Below are 22,720 nucleotides of genomic sequence, written 5' to 3' on the forward strand. Positions count from 1 at the left end.
GGGAGGGCCTCGGTGTCAGTAGATGCTCGGCTCGCCCACGGCGTCGCCAAAGTCGGTTTGCAGGAAGTCGAAATCGCAGCCGTCGTTGGCCTGCCGCACGTGCTTCGAGAACATGTAGCCGTAGCCGCGCATGTAGCGCGGGGGCAGGGGCGTCCATGCCGCGCGGCGTGCGGCCAGTTCCTCGTCGGATACTTCCAGGTGGATGCTGCGCTGGTCGATGTCGACCGAGATCAGGTCGCCGGTGCGGACCAGCGCGAACGGACCGCCCACGTACGCCTCGGGGGCCACGTGCAGGATGCAGGCGCCATAGCTCGTGCCGCTCATGCGGGCATCGGACATCCGCAGCATGTCGCGCACGCCCTGCTTCACGAGCTTCTTCGGGATCGGCAGCATGCCCCACTCCGGCATGCCGGGGCCGCCCTGGGGGCCGGCGTTGCGCAGGATCAGGATGTGGTCGGCGGTGACGTCGAGATCCTCGTTCTCGACGGCAGCCTTCATCGACGGGTAGTCGTCGAACACCAGTGCCGGCCCGGTGTGCCTGAAGAAGCGGCGTTCGCAGGCGCTGGGCTTGATCACGCAGCCATCGGGGGCGATGTTGCCGCGCAGGACGGCCAGCGCGCCCTCCTGGTACAGCGCGTTCTCGCAGGTGCGGATCACGTCGTCGTTGTGCACCTCGGCCCCGGCGATGTTCTCGCCGAGCGTGCGGCCCGTGACGGTCAGGGCGTCGAGCCGGAGCTTGTCGCGGATGCGCGTCATCAGCGCCGGCAGGCCGCCCGCGTAGAAGAAATCCTCCATCAGATACTTGTCGCCGCTGGGCCGGATATTGGCGATGACGGGCACGTGGCGGCTGGCGCGGTCGAAATCGTCGAGGCCGATGTCGTGGCCGGCGCGGCGCGCCATCGCAATGACGTGGATGATCGCGTTGGTGGAGCAGCCCATGGCCATGGCCACGGCAATCGCGTTCTCGAACGAGGCACGGGTCTGGATGCGCGCCGGCGTCAGGTCTTCCCAGACCATGCCGACGATGCGGCGTCCGGCCTCGGAGCACATGCGGATGTGGTTGGCGTCGGCCGCCGGGATCGACGACGCGCCCGGCAGCGTCATGCCGATGGTTTCGGCAATGGCCGTCATCGTGCTGGCCGTGCCCATGGTCATGCAGGTGCCGTGGCTGCGCGCAATGCCACCCTCGATGCCGATCCACTCGGTCTTGCTGATGTTGCCGGCGCGGCGCTCGTCCCAGAACTTCCAGGCGTCGGAGCCCGAACCGAGCACCTGGCCCTTGTAGTTGCCGCGCAGCATCGGCCCGGCGGGCACATAGATGGCCGGCACGCCGGCGCTGGTGGCACCCATCAGCAGGCCCGGCGTGGTCTTGTCGCAGCCGCCCATCAGCACGGCGCCATCGATCGGGTGGGAGCGGATCAGTTCCTCGGTCTCGATGGCGAGCAGGTTGCGGTACAGCATGGTGGTGGGCTTGACCGAGCTTTCGGACAAGGAAATGGCCGGCAGCTCCACGGGGAACCCACCGGCCTGCAGGATGCCGCGCTTGACGTCTTCCACGCGCTGCCTGAAGTGCGCGTGGCACGGGTTGATGTCGGACCAGGTGTTGATGATGGCGATGAGCGGCTTGCCCATCCATTCATCGGGCGCGTAGCCCATCTGCATGATCCGGGAGCGGTGCCCGGACGAGCGGAGGTCGTCCGGGGCGAACCAGCGCGCGCTGCGCAGCTGGTCCGGCGTTTTCTTCTGTGCCGTCATGGTTGTCTCTTCCACCGTGAAACCTGCATCGCGGCCGTCGCCACCTTTGCGGTTGTACGACGACTACTGGTTCGGGAATTAAAGCACTAATATATTAGTACGTCAACGCAGCAGATTCCCGGGGCGTTTCGGCTAGAATCGCGCCCAATATCCTCGCTCACTCCGATGGCAGCCACGCTTCCCAACCCTTCCTCGTCACATTTCCAGTTCGACCGCACGCGCCAGGCGGCGCCGCAGGTGTTCGAGCACATGCGCGACCAGATCCTGTCGCTGGTGCTGCCGCCCGGCACGGTGCTGTCGCGCCCGGAGCTGGCGCTGCACTACGGCATCAGCCAGACGCCGGTGCGCGACGCGCTGATGCGGCTGGCCGAGGAGGGGCTGGTCGATGTCTTTCCGCAGCACGCCACGCGGGTGAGCCGCATCGACGTGGCACTGGCGCGGCAGGCGCATTTCCTGCGCCGTTCGGTGGAACTGGAGATCGTCCGAACGCTGGCCGCCGCCGCCGACGCGGGGCTGGTCGAGCGTCTGCGCGCCACGGTCACGCGCCAGCAGCACATGCTGGAACTGAACGACCTGGCCGAGTTCACCGCCAACGACCAGCTTTTCCATCGCCAGATGTACGAGGCGGCCGCCGTGCCCGACCTTTTCGCGCTGGTGCGCCGGCAAAGCGGCCATCTGGACCGCCTGCGCCGGCTGCACCTGCCGATTCCCGGCAAGGCCAACGCGGTGCTGCGCGACCACAAGGCCATCGTCGACGCCATTGCCTCCGCCCATCCGGACCAGGCCGAGGCCGCCCTGCGCCAGCATCTGTCGGGGACGCTCGCCAACGTGGACGAAATACGATCCCGCTATCGCGACTACCTGCGGTAATTTCCGGCGCGGAACCGGCCGGGCGTTTGATTTTGGCAACGTCCCGGTCCCGATCTACCTATCCGGTGGGTATTGCGAGCGTTGGCGATCAAAACACTTGCAGAGAATTTGTCGATCAGCAGCCAGGATTGATAGATTGCAGGATGTTTACTTTCCGGTAGCCTGCGATGTCAGCCAGAGTCACGATTACTACCAGCGACCAACTGGGGCAAGTACTCCAGGGCGCGCGCAAGATCGCGGGCCTGACCCAGGCCGAGGCTGCCACGCGGCTGGCCATCAGCCAGAGCCGCGTCTCCCATATGGAACTGAACCCCGACACGATCAGCGTGGCCCAGTTGCTGGCGCTGCTCGGCGCCTACGAGCTCGACCTCGTGATCGAGCCGCGCGCCGTGCGTGACAAGTTGCTGGAGAAGCTCGACTGGTAGGACGGGCTGACCCCGGTCAGGGCAGATAGCCGAGCAGTTTCCACCAGACATAGTCCAGCGGCAGCAGCACCACCAGCGTGACCGCCGCCATCGCCAGGCACAGTCGCGTGCCGTGGCGCAATCCCACGCCACCGAGCTGCATCGCGATCACGATGGGCGGAGACTGGTACGGGAAGAACACGGTCGAGAAGACCGGCACCTGCAGCATCAGCACCGATTCCAGCGGCAGCCCCGTGGCCGTGGCCAGGTCGCGCGCCAGCGGCGTGAGCACGGCCGGCAGCGCGGGCAGCGTGGACAGCAGGCCCAGCACGGCGCCCATCGCCCCGATCGTGCCGACATTGGCCGCCGTCTGGCCCGGCGCGAGCGGCAGCACTTGCAGCAGCCCCGCACTGATGGCGCTGCCGAGGCCGGTGGATTCCACCACCGCGCCGAGCCCGAGAAACCCCGCCACGTAGATCAGCGGCACCAGATGCACCTGCTCGGCCAGCGCCTTGGGCGGCACGAGCCCCACGCCCGGCAGCAGGCAGATGATGCAGGCCGCCAGCGAGATCCACGCCGGCGAGATACCGTGCCACGCGTCGGTGGCGAACCCGGCCACGGCGAGCGCCAAGATCACCGCCAGCACGCGCTCCTGCGCGCCCATGGCGGTGCGCACCGTGGCCGGTTGCGGCGCCATCGGCCCTTTTTCCGGAAACAGCTTGCAGATCATCCAGATCAGCACCACGGTCTTCAGCGCGCCAAGCACCGGGAAATGCAGCAGCAGGTAGCTGCCGTAGCTCAGGTTGATGTGGTACAGCGAATTCGCCGCGCCCAGCAGCACACTGTTGGGGATGTTGGCGGGCAGGATCGTGGTGGGCGGCATGTAGCTGGCCAACGCCACGGTCATGACCATGCCGATGCGGCCGTTCGATCCCGGCGCGAAGCCCAGCCGGTCCGACAGCGCCAGCACGATCGGCATCAGCAGCAGCACGCGCCCCGTGGTGGACGGCATCAGGAACGCCAGCCCCACGGCACTGCCCGCCACTGTTGCAATGACCTGGGGGTAAGTGCCCACACGCTTGTGGAAGATGATGTCGGCCAGCCGCAGCGCCAGCCCGGTGTTGCGCAGCGCCACCCCGGTCACCGCACCGCCGAACATCAGCCACCATGCCGTGGACGTGAAGCCCGAGAACACCACGGTAGGCGGCGCGATATGGAAGACCACGGCGCACAGGAAGAACAGCAGCGTGGCGGTGGGCTCGGGCAGCACGCCGACCGCCCAGCAACAGACTGTGGACAGCACCAGCGCGGCCGCCCAGATCAGCGCGGGCGGCGCATGCAGCGCGGTGCCGGCCAGCCACACCGCGCCAATGCACGCGCCGATCAGCAGCGCCGCACGCACCGAATCGCGCGGATTGCCGGCCAGCGGCGCGGGCCTGGGCGGCGGCGCTGGCGGGACGGGCGGTGTGGGCGGGTTGTCCGGGAGGTCGGGACGTGCGTCGGCACGGCCGGGAGTGGCTGACATCGGGTGTTGTCTCGTCTGGTCCCGGCCGCATGGGACCGGTGTTTTTATGAGCGGCGCGACTGAGCCGCCATCTGAGCCGCTATCGTAGGGTTGTCTTACGTTGCAGGCAACTGCGGCGACGAGGGGCCGCCCTGGTGCCGCTGGCTAACGAGTCTTGCGGAACGTCAGGTTGATGCGCTCGCGGCCGGTGAGTGGGTGGTCACCTGCCGCCAATGGCGCGATGCCATGGAACACGAGCCGCGACGGCCCGCCCCACACCACCACGTCGCCATGCGCCAGCCTTACCCGCGCCGGCCGGTCCGCACGCCGCAGCCCGCCCCACAGGAACACCGCCGGCAGCCCCAGCGATACCGAGACGATCGGCGCCCGCAGGTCGAGTTCGTCCCGGTCCTGATGGAGCGAAAGGCGGGTACCGGGCAGATATCGGTTGATCAGGCACGCATCGGGGGCGAACGCAGGGTATCCGGCGGCGTCGGCGGCCCGCACCGCCAGATCGAGAAATGACGTCGGCATCACTGGCCAGGGCCGACCCGATTCCGGATCGAGCGCGTCATACCGGTATCCGGTCCGGTCCGACACCCATCCGCGCTCCCCGCAATTGGTCATCGCCACCGACATCCGCAGCCCGCCCGGCGTCACCAGATGCCGGAACGGTGAGCTTGCGCTGACTTCGCCCACCGCCGCGAGCAGCGAGGGGGCGACTTCCCTGGCAAAGGCCCGCAGCACCACGGCGCCGGGGCCAAGAGGCTCGCTGGCCGGCACGTCGGCGTCAGGCGGGAGGGGATCGAAGAGGTCGAAGGTCATGCGGATTCCTGGCAGGCATGGTAACGATTTTTGCGCCATCGCTGGCATATCAAGCGAGCCACGGTCCTGCCACTGCGAAGGAAGTGCCCCCTACTTCCCCAACCCCTCCAGCAACGCCCGGTGGAAACCCTTCGGGTCCTGCATCTGTGGTGCGTGGCCGAGTGTGGGGAATTCCACCAGCGTGGTGTTCGGGATGGCCTTGGCCGTGAGCCTGGCGAGTTCCGGGTAGCGGCCCAGCGTCGGGCGGATCTCGGGCGGGGCCAGGTCCTTGCCGATGGCCGTGGTGTCGGTCAGGCCGATCATCAGCAGCGTCGGGGCCTTGATGGCGCCCATTTCGTAGACCACCGGCTGGGTATAGATCATGTCGTAGAGCAGGGCCGAATTCCACGCCACGGCCGGCTTGCCGGGGCCCTGGTACATGCCGGCCAGCATCCTGACCCAGATCTCGTACTCGGGCTTCCACTGGCCGCCGTAGTAGGTGTTCCGCTCGTAGTTGCGCACCTTGTCGGCCGTGGTGGCCAGTTCGCGGGTGTACCACTGGTCCACGGAGAGTGAAGGCACACCTTTGGCCTTCCAGTCTTCGAGCCCGATCGGGTTCACCAGCACCAGCTGTTTCGTTTCCGCGGGGTACATCAGCGCGTAGCGCATCGCCAGCATGCCGCCGGTGGAGTGGCCCATCACGGTCACGTCGCGCACGCCGATTGAGGCCAGCAGGTCATGGGTGTTCCGCGCGAGCTGCTGGAACGTGTACTGATAGTGGGCGGGCTTGGTCGACTTGCAGAAGCCGACCTGGTCCGGGGCGATCACGCGGTAGCCGGCGCCGCCAAGCTGGCGGATGGTTTCCTGCCAGGTTGCCCCGCAGAAGTTCTTGCCGTGCAGCAGCACCACGGTCCGGCCGTTGGGCTGTTGCGGCTGGATATCCATGAACGCCATCTGCAGCGGCTGGCCCTGCGAGGTGAACTTGTAGTGCTGGACCGGATAGGGGTAGTCGAAGCCTTCCAGCTCGGGGCCGTAGGCAGGGACATCGTCGGCGGCGCTGGCGAAGGATGCGGTCAGCGTGAGCGCGGCAAACAGCAGGGGGCGGAGTTGGCGCATGGTCGGAGGAGGGCGTGTGACGAAGGTGTCGCACGACTGACCATGGCGAGGGTGGGGAAGTTCCGGGGTTTGCGCCCCTCTCCGGTACGTATGTCTGTACGGCGGGAGAGGGGAGCCAGGAAGGCGGGCGTGGAAGACGTGTCAGTGCATCAGGCAAACGTATCCACTTCACCGCGCGCCAGCACGCGGGGAGCGCGCGGCGTGGCCGGTGCCGGGGCAGCCGGCTCGCTGCCGAAGCCCATGGCCTGGCCGAAACCGTTGCCGGACTGGCGTTGCGGTTGCTGCTGCTGCTGGCCGTTGTTGCCGGCCTGGGCGAAGCTGTCGGCGCCCACCGAGGTGTGGCCGAGCTGGATGCCGGCTTCGGCCATCGACGTACGCAGTTGCGGCAGCGCGGCTTCCACGGCGGCGCGCACGGCCTGGTGCGGCGAGACGAACTGGGCCTGGGCCTGGTCGTTGACCACGTTCAGCACCACCTTGAGCGGGCCGAGGTTGGGCGGGTTGAGATCGAGTTCGGCGGTCTGCGCGCCTTGCGTGGACAGGCGCACCATCTGCTGGCCGAGCGCCTGCGACCACTGGCTGTCGGCCATATGCGGCGCGATGGCCGCGCGGGCAGCGGCGGTGGCGGCGCTGGCGCTGGCATGCTGCGTCGCGCTCTGCGCGGCCAGTGCCGAAGCCATCGTCGCGGCGCTGCTGGCATTGGTGGCACCGGTGTCGGCAGCTTCGCCGGTGCGGACGCTGGCCTGGGCGGCCGCGAACGGCGTGGCCGACGGCGCGGTCTGGGTGGCCTGGACATCGCCCTGCGGCAGCGCCGGCTGGCCCGACTGGCCGAGGTTGGCCTGCTGCTGGCCGGCGCCCTGGCCGCCGGCGTTCTGCGTGGCCGGCGGCGTGGCGGCCGTGGCCGCGGCGGCGAGCTTGTCGGCGGCGGTTGGCGTGTTGTTCTGCAGGGCCGCGCGTTGCTGGGCGATCAGCGCCAGCGTATCGGCGACGTTGGGCACCGAACCCTTGGGGGCTTCGGTGACGATGCCGGCGGGCTTGTTCGCATCGGCCTGGGCCTGCAGTGCGGCGGCGTCGGCGGCGGCATCGGCGGCTGCGGCAGGCGTGGCGACGAGCGGCGCGGCGGTGGCAACGGCCGGGGCGGGCTGGCCCGGCAGCGCCGGCAGGCCGGCGAGCGCGGTGGCATCGGCAGCGCCGGCGGCCTGGTTGGCCGGTTGCGGCGTCGGCAGGGGGGCAAGCAGTGCGGCGGCGGCGAGCGCGGCAGCCACGGCGGCGGCATCGGCCGAGGCGGTGGCGTCGTCCTTCGCGTCCGACGTGTCCTGCGCGCCGGCATCCTTCGCGGAGCCGTCGGACTTCGCTACCTTGCCGGTGTCCTGCTTCGGCAGCGCGTTGTTCGGGCTGGCCTGGGCCTTGTCGGCGGGCTTCTGCGCGGCGGCATCATGGCCGCCCTTGCCGTTCTTGCCGGCTTCGGCCTGCTTGCCGTCCTTCGCCGGCACCTTGACCGCCGTGGTGGCGGCCTGGTTGTCCTGGCGGGCGCGCGACAGGGTTTCCTGGAACAGGTTCGCGTCGTTGCCGCGCGCGGGGTCCGGCGACTTCAGGTTGGACAGGGCGGCGGCGGCATTGCCGGCAATCTGGCTGATATCGATCATCGTGGGTTGGGCAGGTTCAGTTCTGGCCGGTCGCCGGCTGGCGGGCCGTGCGCGTGATGCGGGCGGCGTATTCGTCGTTGGCGCGTTGTTCGCGGCGCGTGGCAACCTGCTGCTCGCGCACTTCGGCGCGCGTGATCAGCGTGTCGAACGAGTTCTGGCGGCGCTTCTGGGTCTGCCAGTCGACGCGGCCGGCCACGAGGTCGGCCTCGGCCTTGGCCAGCGCCGAGGTCTGCTGGCGGATGGCGTGGTCGAGCGAGTCCAGGAAGCGCGAGAAATCGTGCCAGCGGCTCGACGTCATGCCTTCGGCGGCAATCGCCTGCATGCGGGCGCGGTACTCGTGCCGGTACTCGGTCAGCGCATTGAGCTGCTGCTCGGCCTGCGTGCGCAGCCCCTGCAGGCGGCCCAGTTCACGGGCGGCCTTGTCCGTGCTGTCCTGGGCCAGATCGGCCAGGGTGGTCAACGGCGAGTTCTTAGACATGGTTCACTCCAAGGGTCGCGTGCAGTTGGGCGATCGAGGCGTCGTACCCGGCGCGCTCGTGGATGTCCTGCTGCAGGAAGGCTTCCATGCGCGGGTGCAGGCGAATCGCGAGATCGAGCTCCGGATCGTTGCCGGGCACATAGGCGCCGACGCTGATCAGGTCGCGGTTGCGCTGGTAGCGCGACATCAGCTGCTTGAACCGCCGTACGGAGGCAAACTGCGGCGGCTCGATCAGTGCGGTCATGGCACGGCTGATCGACGCTTCCACGTCGATGGCTGGGTAGTGGCCCGCTTCGGCCAGGCTCCGGGACAGCACGATGTGGCCGTCGAGGATGGCGCGCGCGGAATCGGCGATCGGGTCCTGCTGGTCGTCGCCTTCGGTCAGCACCGTATAGAACGCGGTGATCGAGCCGCCGCCTTCGGGGCCGTTGCCGGTGCGCTCGACGAGCGTGGGCAGCTTGGCGAACACCGAGGGCGGATAGCCCTTGGTGGCGGGCGGTTCGCCGATGGCCAGCGCAATCTCGCGCTGGGCCATTGCGTAACGGGTCAGCGAGTCCATGATCAGCAGCACGTGCTGGCCCTTGTCGCGGAAATACTCGGCCAGCCGCGTGGCATAGGCGGCGCCCTGCATGCGCAGCAGCGGCGAGCAGTCGGCCGGGGCGGCTACCACGACCGAGCGCTTGCGGCCTTCCTCGCCGAGGATGTTCTCGATGAATTCCTTCACTTCGCGGCCGCGCTCGCCGATCAGGCCCACCACGATCACGTCGGCGTTGGTGTAGCGGGCCATCATGCCGAGCAGCACCGACTTGCCGACGCCCGAGCCCGCGAACAGGCCCATGCGCTGGCCACGGCCCACGGTCAGCATGCCGTTGATGGCGCGCACGCCGGTATCGAGCACGGTCTCGATCGGGGCGCGCATCAGCGGATTGATCTGGGCGCCGGACAGCGGCACCTCGCTGGCGGCGGTGATCGGGCCGAGGCCATCGAGCGGACGGCCGGCGGCGTCGAGCACGCGCCCGAGCAGGCCATCGCCCACCGGCAGGCGCTTCGAGCCCGGCTCGCGCGGCGCGCTCACGCCCTTGGGCAGCGGCGACGGTTCGAGCGGATAGACGCGCGCGCCCGGCACCAGGCCGGCCACGTCGGATTGCGGCATCAGGAACAAACGGTCGGCGCCGAAGCCCACGACTTCGGCTTCGGCCGTGCGCGGGCCGCCATGCGAGTGCTGGCCGGCGGGCAGTTCGATCAGGCAGTCGCTGCCCACGGGCATGCGCAGGCCCACTGCTTCGAGCACCAGGCCGGCGGCGCGCGTCAGGCGGCCGCAGGTACGCTTGCTGTCGACTTCCTCGATGCTGGTCGAGGCCGATGCCAGCGCCTCGCGCCAGCGGCCCGTGTGCAATGCGGCGGTGGTGGCGGGCGGAATCGGTGCCGCCGGGGCGGCCGGGGCGCCAGCTTGCGCGTCATGCATGGGGCGGCTCCCACGGATCGTTGCGGCCCATGGCCTTGATCACGCGCTCCCAGCGCGTGGCCAGCGTGGCGTCAAGCTCGCCGCTGGCGGCGCTGGCGATGCAGCCGCCGCGTGCCACGGTGTCGTCGGCGCGCACGGTCCAGCCGGCGGCCTGCAGTTCACCCTTCAGGTGCATCTCCACCAGTTCCACGTCGGCCGGGTTCAGCAGCAGGCACGGCGCGCCGGCCAGCGGCGGCTCGGCGTTGATCAGTTCGCGGGCGGCAGGCACCAGCGCGGCGGGGTCGAGGTCGAGCGTCTTGCGCACGAGCTGGCGAGCCACGTCGAGCGCCAGGCCGATCAGCGCGTCGGAGATCTCGGCATCGACCTGGCCCAGCGCGTCGCGGAAGTTGCCGGCCAGCTCCTGCAGGCGGGCCGCTTCGTTGCGGGCGGTTTCCAGGCCGCGCGCATAACCTTCACGGTGGCCGTCGCCATAGCCCTGGGTCTGGCCCTGGCTGTAGCCCTGCGCGTAGCCTTCCTTGCGGGCGCCTTCGCGCATCGCGTCGAGGGCGGCAAAGTCGATGGCGGGCGGCGGAGCCGGTTCCACGGGGATCTGGGCTTCCAGCACCTTGCGGAGCCGGTCGCGCGGATCGAGCGATTCCATCTGCCAGCGCTTCCACGCGTCGCCGTCCATGCGGCCGGGCGCGGGGCGCTCGAAGCTCTTGAAGCCATCGTCCCGGGCGAGCGGGTTCGAGGGTTCGCCGGTGCCCTCGGGCGCGCCGGGCGCGCCGAAGAAGCCGGGGTCGCCACGGCCGGGACCCCGGCCGGCGGCAAAGCCGCGTTCAAACGTAGGCATCGTCTCCTCCGCCAATCTGGATTTCGCCGGACTCGGCCAGGCGTCTCACCACCTGCAGGATGGCCTTCTGTTCGGCCTCGACCTGCGACACACGCACCGGACCCAGCGCTTCGAGGTCCTCGCGCAGCATCTCGCCGGCACGCGTCGACATGTTGCGGATGAACTTGTCGCGCAGTTCCTGCTGCGCGCCCTTGAGCGCGACGATGAGCGATTCGGTGGCGATTTCCTTGAGCACGCGCTGGATGCCGCGTTCGTCGATTTCCAGCAGGTTCTCGAACAGGAACATCTCGTCGATGATCTTCTGGGCCAGGTCGGCGTCGTGCGTGCGCACGCCGTCGATCACCGCTTCCTCGTGGGCCGTGCTCATCAGGTTGATGATCTCGGCCGCCGTGCGCACGCCGCCCATGCGGCTGCGCTTCAGGCTCTGGCCGGCCAGCAGCTTGGTCAGCACGTCGGTCAGCTCCTGCAGCGCGCCCGGCTGCACGCCGCCAAACGTGGCGATACGCAGGATCACGTCGTTGCGCAGGCGTTCGGTGAAGAAGCCCAGCACCTCGGACGACTTCTGGCGGTCCAGGTGGATCAGGATCGTGGCGATGATCTGCGGGTGCTCGTCCTTGATCAGCTCGGCCACCGAGGTGGCGTCCATCCAGTTCAGCGAATCGATGCCGCCGCCCGGATCGCGCGATTCGAGGATGTCCTCGATCACCGACAGCGCACGTTCCTCGCCCAGCGCCTTGTTCAGCACGCTCTTGATGAACGAGCTGGAGTCGACGTTGAGTGCCAGATACTGCTCGGTCTCGCCGCGGAACTCGGCCAGCACCTCGGCCATTTCCTCGCGGGTCACCGCATTCAGGCCGGCCATGGCCGAACCGAGCTGCTGTACCTCGCGCGGCGACAGGTGCTTGAAGACTTCGGCGGCGGCGTCCTCGCCCACGGCCATCATCAGGATGGCGCTCTTCTGCACGCCCTTGTCGGGCGTTCCCTTGTTAGCCTTCGTCATTTGCCATCCAGGTCTTGATTACGCTGGCGACCAGGCGCGGGTCGCGTTGCGCGGCGTCGCGCACCAGGGCGAGATCGCTTTCGTATTTCGCGGCGAGGCGCAGCACTTCCGGATTGGTTTCCTCTTCCGGCGGCAGCAGCACGGCTTCCGCGGTGGTGCCGTCGGTGGATTCCGCCAGGGCGGGTACCGGCGGCGCGGTGTACTTGCGCAGCACCGGACGCGCCACCTTGAACCACAGGAACACGGCCAGCAGGGCCAGCAGCAGGTAGCCGACGCCGGTCTTGGCCAGGTCGATCATCTGCGGCTGCTTCCAGAGCGGCAGTTCCGGTTCCTTGTTGTTCTCGGCGGTGAACGGGCTGTTGACCACGTTCAGGGAGTCGCCGCGATCGGCCGAGAAGCCCATCGCTTCCTTGGTCAGGTTCTCGATCTGGGCCAGTTCCTTGGCCGACAGCGCCTCGGTCACCGGCTTGCCCTTGGCGTCGAGCTTCGAGCGGTAGTTCACGACCACGGCCACCGACAGGCGCTTCACGCCACCCGGTGCCTGCTGGATGTGGCGCACGGAGCGGTCCAGCTCGTAGTTGGTGGTGGCGTCGCGGCGGCTGCTGCTCGGGCCGGTCTTCTCGGCCGTCTGCGTGGCCTGGCCCTGCTGGTTGGCCTGGGCCGGCGGATTGGGCTGGCCCGGCTGGCGCGGCGGCTGCGGCGTGGTCACCGGGGCCACGGCGGCGGCCGGCGGCTGGTTCGACAGCGCGCCCGGCACGCCGCCCACGGCGGAGCCGCCCTGCTGGTTCGACTCGCTGGTCTGCTGGCTGCGGATGGCGGCGCGGGTGGGGTCCTGGTTCGGCTTGAAGCTCTCGTCGGTGTGCTCGACCGACGAGAAATCGACGTCGGCGGTGACCTGGGCGTGGACGTTGTCCTTGCCGAGGATCGGGGCCAGGATCGACTCCACGCGCTTGACGTAGCTCTGCTCCACCTGCTGCACGAACTTGAGCTGCGTGGCGTCCATCGAGCGGTCGCTGCTGCCCGAGAGCAGGTTGCCGTGCTGGTCGACGATCGAGATCGACTTCGGCGTCAGTTCCGGCACGCTCGACGACACCAGGTGCGTGATGGCGGCCACCTGGCCTTCATCGACGGCCCGGCCCGGGTACAGCTGCAGCACCACCGAGGCGGTGGGCTTCTGGCGCTCGCGCACGAACAGCGTGGGCTTGGGGATGGCCAGGTGCACGCGGGCCGACTGTACCGAACCGATCGATTCGATCGAACGGGCGAGTTCGCCTTCCAGGCCGCGCTGGTAGTTGACCTGCTCGGCAAACTGGCTGATGCCGAACTTCTGGTTGTCCATCAGTTCCATGCCCGTGGTACCGCTCTTGGGCAGGCCCTGGCTGGCCAGGCGCAGGCGCGTCTCGTGCACCTTGTCGGCCGGCACCATGACCGCACCGCCGCCTTCGGCGAACTTGTACGGCACGTTGGCCTGCTGCAGTGCCTGGATCACGGCACCGCCGTCACGCTCGGACAGGTTGGTGTACAGGACCTTGTAGTCGGGCTGGCGCGACCACATCACGCCCACGGCGATGGCGGCAACCAGCGCGGCGCCGCCCAGCATCAGGGGCAGGCGCGGATTGGCCTTGAGCTTCTCGAGCACGGCCGCGCCGCCGGCGGGCAGGGTAGCTGCCGCGTTCATGCGCGCATCTCCGGCTGGGCCGGGCATACCCTGCCCTTGCCATTCTGGCCTCGGCTGCCGTTAATCATTCCGGCACGGCTCACATTACGCTGCTGACAAAACACGCGCACTCCCCGCGATAGTTGATGTTCCTTGTGCCGTGGGCGGGACGGGCAATACGCCACGAACCGCCAGATCCGGCACGGTAGCGATCATCGGTCAGAAGGCGGAAGGACAATTGGCTGAATAGCGGAAGGTTTCCCCCCGAATTCATCCTTTGGTTGGAGGCAGGCCGCCGGTACATTGCGAGGGCTGAAACAGGGCGGTGGGCGATGATTTCGCCACTTTTTGCCTGTTACCGAATCCTCCAACTACTGATAGCCATGTCCATTTCCTCGATCGAAGGCATGCTCCAGCAACTGCGCGGACTGGCGCAGGCAGCTGGCGGCGGCACCACCAGCCAGGCCTCCACGGCCGTTGCCGGAGGCTTCTCCGGCGAACTGCAGAAATCGCTGCAGCGCCTGAACGCCACCCAGGAATCCGCCTACGGAAAGGCCGAGGCGTTCGAACTGGGCAAGCCCGGCGTGGCGCTCAACGACGTCATGATCGACATGCAGAAAGCCAACATCTCGTTCCAGACCGCCGTGCAGGTGCGTAACCGCCTGGCCGCCGCGTACCAGGAAATGATGAACATGCCGGTCTGATACCGACGCGTTCCGAAAATGGCGAAAAGGCCATGCCGCTGGGCAAGCGGCATGGCCTTTTTTCCATCTGAAGGCAGGCTGGGGGTGGCTCAGAGCCGGAAGTACTCCTCGGCGGCCCGCTCGCGGGCGGGCTTGCAGAGCAGATCGCCGGCCTGGCCGCTGTAGACCAGGCAGTTGCCCGGCGTATCGCGGTTCACCACGCTGACGCCCTGCGCCACCACGGAGCCGTCGCGCACATGGCTGCGGCCGATGATGGCCGTGTTCGGGTACATCACCACGCCGTCGCCGATCACGGGCGCGACGCCATGGTTCTTGCCGACCGTCGAGTTCTGGTACAGCACCAGGTAGTTGCCGTAGGTGGCCTTGGCCAGCACGATGCCTACCGAGTGGCCGATCAGGAAGACCTCGGGCAGCTCCACCTCGTAGAACATGTCGATGGCGTTGAGCGCCTTGTTCAGCAGGAACAGCTTGGTGGCAACGTTCAGGTCGCCCTTGTCGCGCCAGATGCAGTTCGACAGGTAGTACAGGAACGTGCAGTACTGGCTGGAGTGCAGGTAGCTGAACTGGCCGGGCCGCCACATGCGCACGGCGTCCACGCAGGGACCGGTTCGCGCCAGCGCATGGTCGATGTAGCGGTCGATGGTGGGGCGGCAGTCCGCGCCATCCGGGAAATAGTTGGTCAGCTGCGCGTTGACGTAGCTGACCAGCCCGGAACGATCGGTTCCAATCAGGTTCATGCCGGCGCGTGGTAGTCCATGTACACCAGGGACGCCGCCGCGTTGCTCAGGGCGGGGTCCTCGTACCAGCGCACCATGTGCTCGGTGCGCTCGACGTTCAGGGGCACGCGCTTCTGCTCCACGAAGCCAACCTTGCGGTAGAACTCCAGCGCGGTGTTGTCCGAGCGGACCCGCACGGCCAGCCGCGTCAGCCCGAGCTGATCCTCGGCCCATTGCAGCATGGTGCGCAGCGCTTCCTTCATCAGGCCGCGCGGCGAATCGCCGCCGCTGACGATGGCGTCGGCTTCACCGTAACCGGTTTCCCAGTCGATGAAGTCGATGCCGATGTGCCCCAGCGGCTTGCCGTCCAGGTCTTCCACCATGAACAGCAGCTTGGACGGGTTGGCGTGGACGTAATCGACGAGCCAGCGTTCCGTGCGCGTGGCATGCGCCACGAACTCGGTCAGGAACGACTTCACGTAGCGGTTGCGCCACTCGCTGAGCAGTTCGAGATCGATCTGGGAGATGCAGCCTTCCCGCGTGGGGATGGGCCGCAGCATGGCGCGCACCGGCCGTCCGACGGGGATCGAAAGCGACACGCGGTTGGTTGACGCGCTGCCCTTGATCCCGGCGATCAGGGCGCGCCCGAAGGACTGTTCGCTCATGTCACACCTGCGTTTCGAAATACTGGCGCACCTTGGCGGCCACCTCGGCCACGATCGCCAGGTCCATCTTGGAGTAAAGCGGCAGCGAGAGGATTTCCTTGCCGACGCGGTTGGTCACTGACAGGTCCCCCGCCTTGCAATCCTTCCACAGCGAGAACCAGTGGCCCGGCTGCCAGTGGATGCCGGTGTCCACGCCGTTCTCCTTGAGCCAGGCGCGCAGGTTGTCGCGGTGGGCTTCCGGCACGCGGATGTAGTACAGGAACGGGTTCACTTCCTCGAACGATGCCTTCGGCGTACGCACCTGTGCGATGCCGGCCAGCAGGCGGCTGTATTCCTTGCACGCGGTGCGGCGCGATTCGGCGATGACCGGCAGCTTGCGGATCTGGGCCAGGCCCACGGCGCCGTGCATGTTGATCATGTGGTAACGGAAGCCCACGCGCTCGACATCGAACGTCCACGCGCGCTGGTTCTTGTACATCACGGCGGCCGGCTGCTGCATGCCAAGCAGGCGCAGTTCGTGCACCAGCTTGAGGTCTTCCGGCGAGCTGACCACGATCGTGCCGCCGTCCAGGCAGGTCACGGTCTTGACCGGGTCATGGCTGAACACGGTGATGTCCGAGAAGCTGCCGACCGGCTTGCCCTTGTAGTAGGAGCCGAACGAGTGGGCGGCGTCATGGATCACGCGGATGTTGTGGCGCTTGGCAAATGCGGCCACTTCGTCGTGGTCGCACAGCAGGCAGTCGTAGTCCATCACGATGATGGCCTTGGTGCGCGGCGTCACCAGCTTCTCGGCAGCCTTCAGGTCGATGCACAGCGTATCGTCCTCGCAGTCGCAGAAAACGATGTCCGCGCCGACCTGGGTGATGACCTGGAAGTCCGCCGAGCAGTTGAACGACGACACGATCACTTCGTCGCCCGGACCCACGCCGGCGACGAGCAGGCCCACGTGCAGGCCGGCAGTGCCGGTGCTCAGTGCGGCCACGTACTTGTTGTCGTTGCCGATGACCTTCTTGACTTCCTCTTCGAATGCGGACACGTAGCTGCCCATGCCCAGCCAGCCCAGTTCCAGGGCTTCGCGGCTGGCCTGGATTTCCTCGGCCTCGATGAGCGGTTTGAACATCGGAATCATTTCAGGTCTCCACAATCAGTTGGTTGGTTCCACAGGGGGTGTTGCTGGTCGCGCGGCGATAACCGGGGGTTGTCGAGCGGCCATTGGATCTTGAATGCCGGATCGTTCCACCGCACGCCGGCGGCGTGGGCGCCGCTGTAGCCGGTGGACATCTGGTAGAACATCTCGGTGTTGTCGGCCAGCGTGACGAAGCCGTGCGCCACGCCTTCCGGCACGTAGAGCATCGTGGCGTTGCCGCTGTCCAGTTCGAACGCCTGCCACCGGCCAAAGCCGGGCGTGCCTTCGCGCAGGTCCAGCAGCACGTCGTGGATGCGCCCGCGCAGTACGCGGATCAGCTTGGCCTCGGCGTGCGGCGCGGTCTGGTAATGCATGCCGCGCAACGTGCCGCGCTGCGCGGTGAAAGACACGTTGCACTGGACCAGCGCCGGATTGAGGCCGTGGTCGGCGAATTCCTGCGCGCACCAGGTACGCGCGAAGTAGCCGCGCTCGTCGCGCAGCGGCTCCGGCTGCACCAGGTGGACGCCCGGAATATCGGTGCCGATGAATTTCACAGGCACTCCACATGCGGGATCGGCACGACGAACTTGCCGCCCCACTGGCGGATATGCGCCAGCTGTTCGGCAATCTCGTCACGCAGGTTCCACGGCAGGATCACCACGTAGTCGGGGCGCCGCGCGTCGATGGCCTCGGGCGCCAGCACCGGGATGCGCGAGCCGGGCAGCAGCTTGTTCTGCTTGGCCGGATTGCGGTCCACCACGTACTCGATCAGGTCGGTATCGATGCCGCAGTAGTTCAGGAGCGTATTGCCCTTCGCGGCCGCCCCATAGGCCGCCACGCGCTTGCCCTGGCGGCGGGCGTCGATCAGGAAGGCCAGCAGGTCGATGCGGGCGCGGCGTACGCCCTCCGCAAACGCGGCGTAGCGCTCGGTCGATGCCAGGCCGCCACGCGCTTCCTCGTCCAGGCAGGCCTGCACGGCCGGCGTGGCCACGTGGCTCGCGTTCTGGTGGCAGGCAAACATCCGCAGGCTGCCGCCATGCGTGGGCAGGTGTTCGATATCGAACACGCGCAGCCCGGCGCGTGCCAGGATCGGCACCAGCGCGGTCAGCGACAGGTAGGAATAGTGCTCGTGGTACAGCGTGTCGAACTGGTTCTGCTCCAGCAGGCGCAGCAGGTGCGGGAACTCCAGCGTGATCACGCCCTCGGGCTTCAGCACGATCGGCATGCCGCCCACGAAATCGTTGATGTCCGGCACGTGCGCCAGCACGTTATTGCCGAGCAGCAGATCCACCTGCCAGCCTTCCACGCACAGCGCGCGGGCCGTGCGCTCGCCGAAGAACAGTTCGCGGCTGTCGATGCCCTTGGCGCGGGCGGCCTCGCCGGTGTTGGCCGACGGCTCCACACCCAGGCACGGCACGCCGGCCTGGTGGAAGTACTGCAGCAGGTAGCCGTCGTTGCTGGCCAGCTCCATGACACGGCTCTGCTTGCCGAGGCCGAAGCGCGCGGTCATCGCCTCCACGTAGCGGCGCGCGTGTTCGAGCCACGAGGTCGAGAACGACGAGAAATAGACGTAGTCGTCGTGGAAGTGCGTCTCGGCCGGCGTGGCGTCGCGCAGTTGCACGAGCCAGCAGGCGTCGCACACCATCGCATGCAGCGGATAGAACATCTCGCCCTGCGCGATGTGCTCGGGCCGGATGAAGGCATTGGAGACCGGCGACAGGCCGAGATCGACCATGGTCTGGGTCAGCGGCGTGCCGCAGGCGCGGCAGTGGGCGTTAGCGGGAGCGTTCATGCGCAGAATTGCTCGATTTGTTGTTCGGTGATGGCACGGGCCTGGCCCGGTGCGAACTGCACGGTGCGATACCACTGCGCCGTGGCGGCCAGTGCTTCGTCCAGCGTCCAGCGCGGCGCCCAGCCCAGCAGGGTGTGCGCGCGCGCGGCGTCCAGATACAGGTTGCGGGCCTCGTGCGGGGCGGCGCCGGGCGGCGGGCAGTGCGCCCATTGCAGCTCGGGCCAGTGCGCCTGCAGGCCGCCGAGCACGGTGGCCACGGAAACGTTGTCGCGCGGCTCCGGCCCGAAGTTGAAGGCGTCGGCCAGCGCCGCATCGCCGTCAAGCAGCCGGTTGCCGAGCCGCAGATAGCCATGCAGCGCTTCGAGCACGTGCTGCCACGGGCGCGTGGCGTGCGGGCTGCGGATTTCCAGCGCGCGGCCCGCGGCCGCGGCGCGGGCGGCGTCGGGGATCAGCCGGTCCTCGGACCAGTCTCCGCCGCCAATCACGTTGCCGGCTCGCGCGGTGGCCAGCAGTACGCCGCGCTCGGCCAGGAATGATTTGCGGTAGCTGGCGGCCACCAGTTCGGTGCCGGCCTTGCTCGCGCTGTACGGGTCATGGCCGCCCAGCGGATCGGTTTCCCGATAGCCCCAGAGCCATTCCTTGTTGTCGTAGCACTTGTCGGTGGTGACCACGATGACGGCGCGCACCGATGGGCAAGCGCGCACGGCATCGAGCACGTTCACGGTGCCCATCACGTTGGTCGACCACGTCAGCGCCGGATCGCGGTAGCTCGCGCGCACCAGCGGCTGGGCGGCCAGATGGAAGACGATCTCGGGCTCGGCGGCTTGCATGGCCTGCGCCAGCGTGGCGGCGTCGCGCACGTCGCCAACGGTGTGGGCGGCCAGTACCGGCGCCACGCCGGCGGCATCGAACAGGGCCGGCGTGGTGGCCGGGGACAGTGCGTAGCCGCTGACGCGGGCGCCGGCGCGTGCCAGCAGCAGCGCCAGCCACGCGCCCTTGAAGCCGGTGTGGCCGGTGATGAAGACCCGCCTGCCACGGTAAGCGGCAAAGGTGCCGGCGGCGCCGCGGTTTACCAGATCTTCCACGGTGCCTTGCCGGTTTGCCAGAGTTCTTCCAGCATGTTCTTCTCGCGCAGCGTATCCATCGGCTGCCAGAAGCCGCGGTGCTCGAAGGCAGCCATCTGGCCGGCATTTGCCAGCGCGCGCATCGGCGCTTCCTCCCAGGCGATGCTGTCGTCCTCGATCAGGTCGATGACGTCGGGTTCCAGGACGAAGAAGCCACCATTGATCCAGTTGCCATCGCCGCGCGGCTTCTCCTTGAAGCTGATGACGCGGTCGTTCTCGCGCTCCAGCGCGCCGTAACGGCCCGGCGGCTGCACGGCGGCCACGGTGGCGCGGCGGCCCTGCGAGCGGTGGAAGGCGATCTCGCGGCTGATGTCGATGTCGGCCACGCCGTCGCCGTACGTGAAGCAGAACGTCTCACCGGGCGTCAGGTACTCGCGCACGCGGCGCAGGCGGCCGCCGGTCATAGAATCCTCGCCGGTGTCCACCAGCGTCACGCTCCACGGCTCGGCCTTGCGCTGGTGCACGGCCATGCGGTTCTCGCGCATGTCGAACGTCACGTCGGACATGTGCAGGAAGTAGTTGGCGAAGTATTCCTTGATGACGTAGCCCTTGTAGCCCAGGCAGATCACGAATTCGTTCACGCCGTGGGCCGAGTACATCTTCATGATGTGCCAGAGAATCGGCTTGCCGCCGATCTCGATCATCGGCTTGGGGCGCAGGTGCGATTCCTCGGAGATGCGGGTGCCCAGGCCACCGGCCAGGATGACGGCTTTCATGCGTTGACCTCTTCATCGGTGCGGGTGGCCACGGCGGCGCCCGGCAGTTCCAGGCCCAGCGTCTCGAAGACATTGGGTGCGGGCGAGGCTTCGAGCGCGGCCAGCGTCAGGCCAAACTGCTCTTCGAGCAGGGCGGCCAGCGCGGAGCGGTCCAGGTCACGCTCGGCCAGCCACTGGGCCAGCTTGCGGTACAGCGCCAGTGCGTACGGGCGCATGCCGATGGCTTCCACGAGCAGCTCGATGGCCAGGTCGGGCTCGCCGTTGTGATACTTGTACTCGGCCAGGCCGTACGCCACGGCCCAGTGGCGGTACCACGTCGACGTCAGGTTTTCGAGCACGTTGTAGACGGACTTCCACTCGCCAAGATGGATGTGCGCGGCCACGGACATCAGCAGGTCCTGGGCGGTGTAATGCCGGCCGCCAAAGAAGATGCCGTCCTGGCGCGGCGCGGTGCGCGGCGCAATGCGCTTGGTCTCGGCGCAGATCTCGGTGAGCTGGTCCTCGACCCAGCCGGCGAAGGCCGGGGCATCGAACATGGGGCCCGCTTCGGCTTGCGGCCGGAGCGACTGCCGGATGTTGTCGAGCTGCTGCACATCGGCGGCCAGCGCGCAGGCCACTTCGACGTAGCGTTCCTCGGTGTCGCAGATCAGGTCGTTCAGGCCGGTGATGTGCAGGAAGGGCGCCGACACGCGCTGGTGGAACGTGTCGCCGGACAGCGTGACCACGGGCACGCCCATCCAGAGGGCGTCGCAGGTGGTGGTGCCGCCCGTGACCGGCGCGGTATCCAGGGCGATGTCGATGCCGTGGTACGTCACGTACTGGTTCGCGCCGTCGCGCGGCACCAGGATCACGCGCTCGGTGTCGATACCGTGCTCCTGCATGCGTCTGAGGACCATGTCCCGGACGGTGGCGCGCTCCACGCCGGCAGACTCCACCAGCAGCTTGCTGCCGGGGCAGCGCGCCAGTACCGCACTCCACAGCCGCATCGTCTTGGGGCCGAGCTTGGCGATGTGGTTGCAGGAGCCGAACGTGATGTAGCCGTTCTGCAGCGCGGGCGTCGGCACCACGCGGTAGCGTGGCTCGTAGATCGCCAGCGGAGCCGTGACGTGCGGGTGGAAGGCGCAGAACAGCGGCGCCCGCAGCAGCGTCTCGGTGTAGTTGGATTCGAAGCCGACCGGATCTCCGATGATGTCAGTGATCCGGTATTGCACTTCCTTCATGCCGGTGGTGCTGGGATAGCCCAGCCAGGCGATCTGTACGGGCGCCAGGCGGTGCACCATGTACTGCAGCGGCGACGCACCGGTGTATCCGCCGAGGTCGATCATCGCGTCGCAGCGCTGGGCGCGCACGGCGCGCACCACGGCCTGCTCGTTCATGCCGAAGACGTCATGGAACTTGTCGGCGTACTGCTGGATCTTCCTGGTGACGTTGTCGGTCACGCCGGAGAGCGAGAACAGGTGGACTTCGAACCGCTCGCGATCGAGGTTGGCCAGCAGCGGGATCAGGTAATAGGCGCACGCATGGCGGCGCAAGTCGTTCGACAGGACGCCAATCCGGATGCGGTGGCCTTCGCTCGGCTGCATCGGGGGGGCATCGACCGGCGTGCGGGCAAGCGTTTCGGCCCAGTCCGTGGCTTCGCGGCGCAGTTCCTGCGCCCCGACGTGCTCGTCATAAAGCAGCGAGAACAGCAGGTTCGAGCGGTTGACGCGCTGCAGCGGGTCCAGTGCGATGGCGCGGCGCAGGATCGGAATCGATTCGATGGTCGAGCCCGATTCGCGCACTGCGGCGGCGTAGTTGCCCAGCGCCGCGGCGTCATTGGGCTGAAGTTCGGCGGCCCGGGCATTCGCCAGGCGCGCCTCGTCGTACTCGCCAAGCGAGAAGTAGGCATTGCCCAGCGACATCCACAGGTGGGCCGCGCCGGGCTGGTGTTCGAGCGCTTCCTTGAGCATGACCACGCCGTCATGGAAGTTGCCCAGGTTGACTTCCAGCGTGCCCAGCATGCCGGTAAAGCCGTGGTACTGCGGAAAACGCTTGCGTCCGGCCTGCGCCAGTTCGCGTGCTTCGGCGTTGTGGTTCAGGGCCGAAAGCGCGAGAGCTTCCAGATAGTAGGGGTCGGGATTGCCGGCGCCCAGGCGCTTGGCAGCGCGCGCGCGCTTCAGCGCCTCGGCATTGTTGCCGGCGTAGTAGGCCGTCCACGCCGCCTGTAGCGTGCGGCGCGTCGGGTCAATCGTTACCTTTCTGTTCATGACGTCGTGCTCTCAGTTTGACGCTGTCTCGGCATGGGGCCGAGGATGGAGAGCACATTAACAAGAGGCGCCGCCGGGCAACGGCGGGAAAACCGGCCGGAAT

At 67.9% G+C, this 22,720-nt stretch carries 21 protein-coding genes; 3 read left to right on the top strand and 18 right to left on the bottom strand.

The genetic code is table 11. The annotated features are described in order from the left end of the window. Window positions 1-15: 15 nt before the first annotated feature. The gene (araD, locus tag EV147_RS23105) at window positions 16-1,755 is read right to left on the bottom strand and encodes an L-arabinonate dehydratase (protein WP_130393553.1); all 1,740 of its coding nucleotides are present in this window, start codon (window positions 1,753-1,755) and stop codon (window positions 16-18) included. Between the two features lie 165 nt (window positions 1,756-1,920). On the opposite strand from araD, the gene EV147_RS23110 reads away from it, so the two are divergent. Further along, window positions 1,921-2,625, top strand: a complete 705-nt coding sequence (locus tag EV147_RS23110) for a GntR family transcriptional regulator (protein WP_130393554.1) — start codon at window positions 1,921-1,923, stop codon at window positions 2,623-2,625. Between the two features lie 167 nt (window positions 2,626-2,792). Next, complete coding sequence (locus EV147_RS23115; RefSeq protein ID WP_130393555.1) at window positions 2,793-3,050, top strand: helix-turn-helix domain-containing protein; 258 nt, start codon at window positions 2,793-2,795, stop codon at window positions 3,048-3,050. Between the two features lie 16 nt (window positions 3,051-3,066). On the opposite strand, the gene EV147_RS23120 is transcribed toward EV147_RS23115, so the two are convergent. The 9 genes from EV147_RS23120 to fliF all read right to left on the bottom strand — a co-directional run bounded on the left by EV147_RS23120 (window position 3,067) and on the right by fliF (window position 13,549). Further along, window positions 3,067-4,554 (bottom strand): SLC13 family permease, encoded by a 1,488-nt coding sequence (locus EV147_RS23120; RefSeq protein WP_130393556.1) that lies wholly within the window; start codon window positions 4,552-4,554, stop codon window positions 3,067-3,069. Window positions 4,555-4,698: 144 nt separating this feature from the next. Further along, a complete protein-coding gene (alkB, locus tag EV147_RS23125; RefSeq protein WP_130393557.1) occupies window positions 4,699-5,358 on the bottom strand; it encodes a DNA oxidative demethylase AlkB in 660 nt (219 codons plus the stop codon). A gap of 90 nt (window positions 5,359-5,448) precedes the next feature. Then, window positions 5,449-6,453 carry an alpha/beta fold hydrolase gene (locus tag EV147_RS23130; protein ID WP_130393558.1) on the bottom strand — a complete coding sequence of 335 codons (1,005 nt, stop codon included), beginning with the start codon at window positions 6,451-6,453 and terminating at the stop codon, window positions 5,449-5,451. 149 nt (window positions 6,454-6,602) lie between these two features. After that, on the bottom strand, window positions 6,603-8,096 hold the full coding sequence (locus tag EV147_RS23135; protein WP_130393559.1) for a flagellar hook-length control protein FliK: 1,494 nt from the start codon (window positions 8,094-8,096) through the stop codon (window positions 6,603-6,605). Between the two features lie 16 nt (window positions 8,097-8,112). Beyond that, entirely contained in the window at window positions 8,113-8,574 is a 462-nt protein-coding gene (gene fliJ, locus EV147_RS23140) for a flagellar export protein FliJ (RefSeq protein WP_130393560.1), read from the bottom strand. Beyond that, window positions 8,567-10,039 carry a flagellar protein export ATPase FliI gene (fliI, locus tag EV147_RS23145; RefSeq protein WP_130393561.1) on the bottom strand — a complete coding sequence of 491 codons (1,473 nt, stop codon included), beginning with the start codon at window positions 10,037-10,039 and terminating at the stop codon, window positions 8,567-8,569. Before fliI ends, fliJ begins: the two co-directional genes overlap by 8 nt. Then, entirely contained in the window at window positions 10,032-10,871 is an 840-nt protein-coding gene (gene fliH / locus EV147_RS23150) for a flagellar assembly protein FliH (protein ID WP_130393562.1), read from the bottom strand. Before fliH ends, fliI begins: the two co-directional genes overlap by 8 nt. Then, a complete protein-coding gene (gene fliG / locus EV147_RS23155) occupies window positions 10,858-11,871 on the bottom strand; it encodes a flagellar motor switch protein FliG (protein WP_130393563.1) in 1,014 nt (337 codons plus the stop codon). The genes fliH and fliG overlap by 14 nt, the downstream gene beginning before the upstream one ends. Then, window positions 11,858-13,549 carry a flagellar basal-body MS-ring/collar protein FliF gene (gene fliF / locus EV147_RS23160; protein WP_130393564.1) on the bottom strand — a complete coding sequence of 564 codons (1,692 nt, stop codon included), beginning with the start codon at window positions 13,547-13,549 and terminating at the stop codon, window positions 11,858-11,860. Before fliF ends, fliG begins: the two co-directional genes overlap by 14 nt. Window positions 13,550-13,911: 362 nt before the next feature. On the opposite strand from fliF, the gene fliE reads away from it, so the two are divergent. Further along, the gene (fliE, locus tag EV147_RS23165; RefSeq protein ID WP_130393565.1) at window positions 13,912-14,232 is read left to right on the top strand and encodes a flagellar hook-basal body complex protein FliE; all 321 of its coding nucleotides are present in this window, start codon (window positions 13,912-13,914) and stop codon (window positions 14,230-14,232) included. Window positions 14,233-14,321: 89 nt separating this feature from the next. On the opposite strand, the gene EV147_RS23170 is transcribed toward fliE, so the two are convergent. From EV147_RS23170 to EV147_RS23205, 8 genes are read right to left on the bottom strand one after another with little or no spacing between them, the layout of a single operon-like run. Next, the gene (locus EV147_RS23170; protein ID WP_130393566.1) at window positions 14,322-14,969 is read right to left on the bottom strand and encodes an LbetaH domain-containing protein; all 648 of its coding nucleotides are present in this window, start codon (window positions 14,967-14,969) and stop codon (window positions 14,322-14,324) included. Then, window positions 14,966-15,613, bottom strand: a complete 648-nt coding sequence (locus tag EV147_RS23175) for a GNAT family N-acetyltransferase (protein WP_130393567.1) — start codon at window positions 15,611-15,613, stop codon at window positions 14,966-14,968. The genes EV147_RS23170 and EV147_RS23175 overlap by 4 nt, the downstream gene beginning before the upstream one ends. Window position 15,614: 1 nt before the next feature. Next, window positions 15,615-16,733, bottom strand: a complete 1,119-nt coding sequence (locus EV147_RS23180; protein ID WP_235844944.1) for a DegT/DnrJ/EryC1/StrS family aminotransferase — start codon at window positions 16,731-16,733, stop codon at window positions 15,615-15,617. A gap of 5 nt (window positions 16,734-16,738) precedes the next feature. Then, on the bottom strand, window positions 16,739-17,293 hold the full coding sequence (rfbC, locus tag EV147_RS23185) for a dTDP-4-dehydrorhamnose 3,5-epimerase (protein WP_130393569.1): 555 nt from the start codon (window positions 17,291-17,293) through the stop codon (window positions 16,739-16,741). After that, complete coding sequence (locus EV147_RS23190) at window positions 17,290-18,531, bottom strand: class I SAM-dependent methyltransferase (RefSeq protein ID WP_130393570.1); 1,242 nt, start codon at window positions 18,529-18,531, stop codon at window positions 17,290-17,292. The genes rfbC and EV147_RS23190 overlap by 4 nt, the downstream gene beginning before the upstream one ends. After that, window positions 18,528-19,616 (bottom strand): CDP-glucose 4,6-dehydratase, encoded by a 1,089-nt coding sequence (gene rfbG, locus EV147_RS23195; RefSeq protein ID WP_235844951.1) that lies wholly within the window; start codon window positions 19,614-19,616, stop codon window positions 18,528-18,530. Before rfbG ends, EV147_RS23190 begins: the two co-directional genes overlap by 4 nt. Continuing rightward, window positions 19,601-20,371, bottom strand: coding sequence for a glucose-1-phosphate cytidylyltransferase (gene rfbF, locus EV147_RS23200; RefSeq protein WP_130393571.1), 771 nt, complete (start codon window positions 20,369-20,371; stop codon window positions 19,601-19,603). The genes rfbG and rfbF overlap by 16 nt, the downstream gene beginning before the upstream one ends. Next, window positions 20,368-22,617, bottom strand: coding sequence for an O-linked N-acetylglucosamine transferase family protein (locus tag EV147_RS23205; RefSeq protein ID WP_130393572.1), 2,250 nt, complete (start codon window positions 22,615-22,617; stop codon window positions 20,368-20,370). The genes rfbF and EV147_RS23205 overlap by 4 nt, the downstream gene beginning before the upstream one ends. Window positions 22,618-22,720 lie beyond the last annotated feature (103 nt).

It is taken from the genome of Cupriavidus agavae (genome assembly GCF_004217045.1).
GTDB lineage: Bacteria > Pseudomonadota > Gammaproteobacteria > Burkholderiales > Burkholderiaceae > Cupriavidus > Cupriavidus agavae.

Excerpts from the sequence above, each read along its gene's own strand:
- EV147_RS23170 (WP_130393566.1), bottom strand. The coding sequence starts at position 14,969 with ATGAACCTGATTGGAACCGATCGTTCCGGGCTGGTCAGCTACGTCAAC.
- fliI (WP_130393561.1), bottom strand. The coding sequence starts at position 10,039 with ATGCATGACGCGCAAGCTGGCGCCCCGGCCGCCCCGGCGGCACCGATT.
- EV147_RS23175 (WP_130393567.1), bottom strand. The coding sequence starts at position 15,613 with ATGAGCGAACAGTCCTTCGGGCGCGCCCTGATCGCCGGGATCAAGGGC.
- araD (WP_130393553.1), bottom strand. The coding sequence starts at position 1,755 with ATGACGGCACAGAAGAAAACGCCGGACCAGCTGCGCAGCGCGCGCTGG.
- fliF (WP_130393564.1), bottom strand. The coding sequence starts at position 13,549 with ATGAACGCGGCAGCTACCCTGCCCGCCGGCGGCGCGGCCGTGCTCGAG.
- EV147_RS23205 (WP_130393572.1), bottom strand. The coding sequence starts at position 22,617 with ATGAACAGAAAGGTAACGATTGACCCGACGCGCCGCACGCTACAGGCG.
- fliJ (WP_130393560.1), bottom strand. The coding sequence starts at position 8,574 with ATGTCTAAGAACTCGCCGTTGACCACCCTGGCCGATCTGGCCCAGGAC.
- EV147_RS23120 (WP_130393556.1), bottom strand. The coding sequence starts at position 4,554 with ATGTCAGCCACTCCCGGCCGTGCCGACGCACGTCCCGACCTCCCGGAC.
- EV147_RS23130 (WP_130393558.1), bottom strand. The coding sequence starts at position 6,453 with ATGCGCCAACTCCGCCCCCTGCTGTTTGCCGCGCTCACGCTGACCGCA.
- fliG (WP_130393563.1), bottom strand. The coding sequence starts at position 11,871 with ATGACGAAGGCTAACAAGGGAACGCCCGACAAGGGCGTGCAGAAGAGC.
- EV147_RS23190 (WP_130393570.1), bottom strand. The coding sequence starts at position 18,531 with ATGAACGCTCCCGCTAACGCCCACTGCCGCGCCTGCGGCACGCCGCTG.
- EV147_RS23135 (WP_130393559.1), bottom strand. The coding sequence starts at position 8,096 with ATGATCGATATCAGCCAGATTGCCGGCAATGCCGCCGCCGCCCTGTCC.
- alkB (WP_130393557.1), bottom strand. The coding sequence starts at position 5,358 with ATGACCTTCGACCTCTTCGATCCCCTCCCGCCTGACGCCGACGTGCCG.
- fliE (WP_130393565.1), top strand. The coding sequence starts at position 13,912 with ATGTCCATTTCCTCGATCGAAGGCATGCTCCAGCAACTGCGCGGACTG.
- rfbF (WP_130393571.1), bottom strand. The coding sequence starts at position 20,371 with ATGAAAGCCGTCATCCTGGCCGGTGGCCTGGGCACCCGCATCTCCGAG.
- fliH (WP_130393562.1), bottom strand. The coding sequence starts at position 10,871 with ATGCCTACGTTTGAACGCGGCTTTGCCGCCGGCCGGGGTCCCGGCCGT.
- EV147_RS23110 (WP_130393554.1), top strand. The coding sequence starts at position 1,921 with ATGGCAGCCACGCTTCCCAACCCTTCCTCGTCACATTTCCAGTTCGAC.
- EV147_RS23115 (WP_130393555.1), top strand. The coding sequence starts at position 2,793 with ATGTCAGCCAGAGTCACGATTACTACCAGCGACCAACTGGGGCAAGTA.
- EV147_RS23180 (WP_235844944.1), bottom strand. The coding sequence starts at position 16,733 with ATGTTCAAACCGCTCATCGAGGCCGAGGAAATCCAGGCCAGCCGCGAA.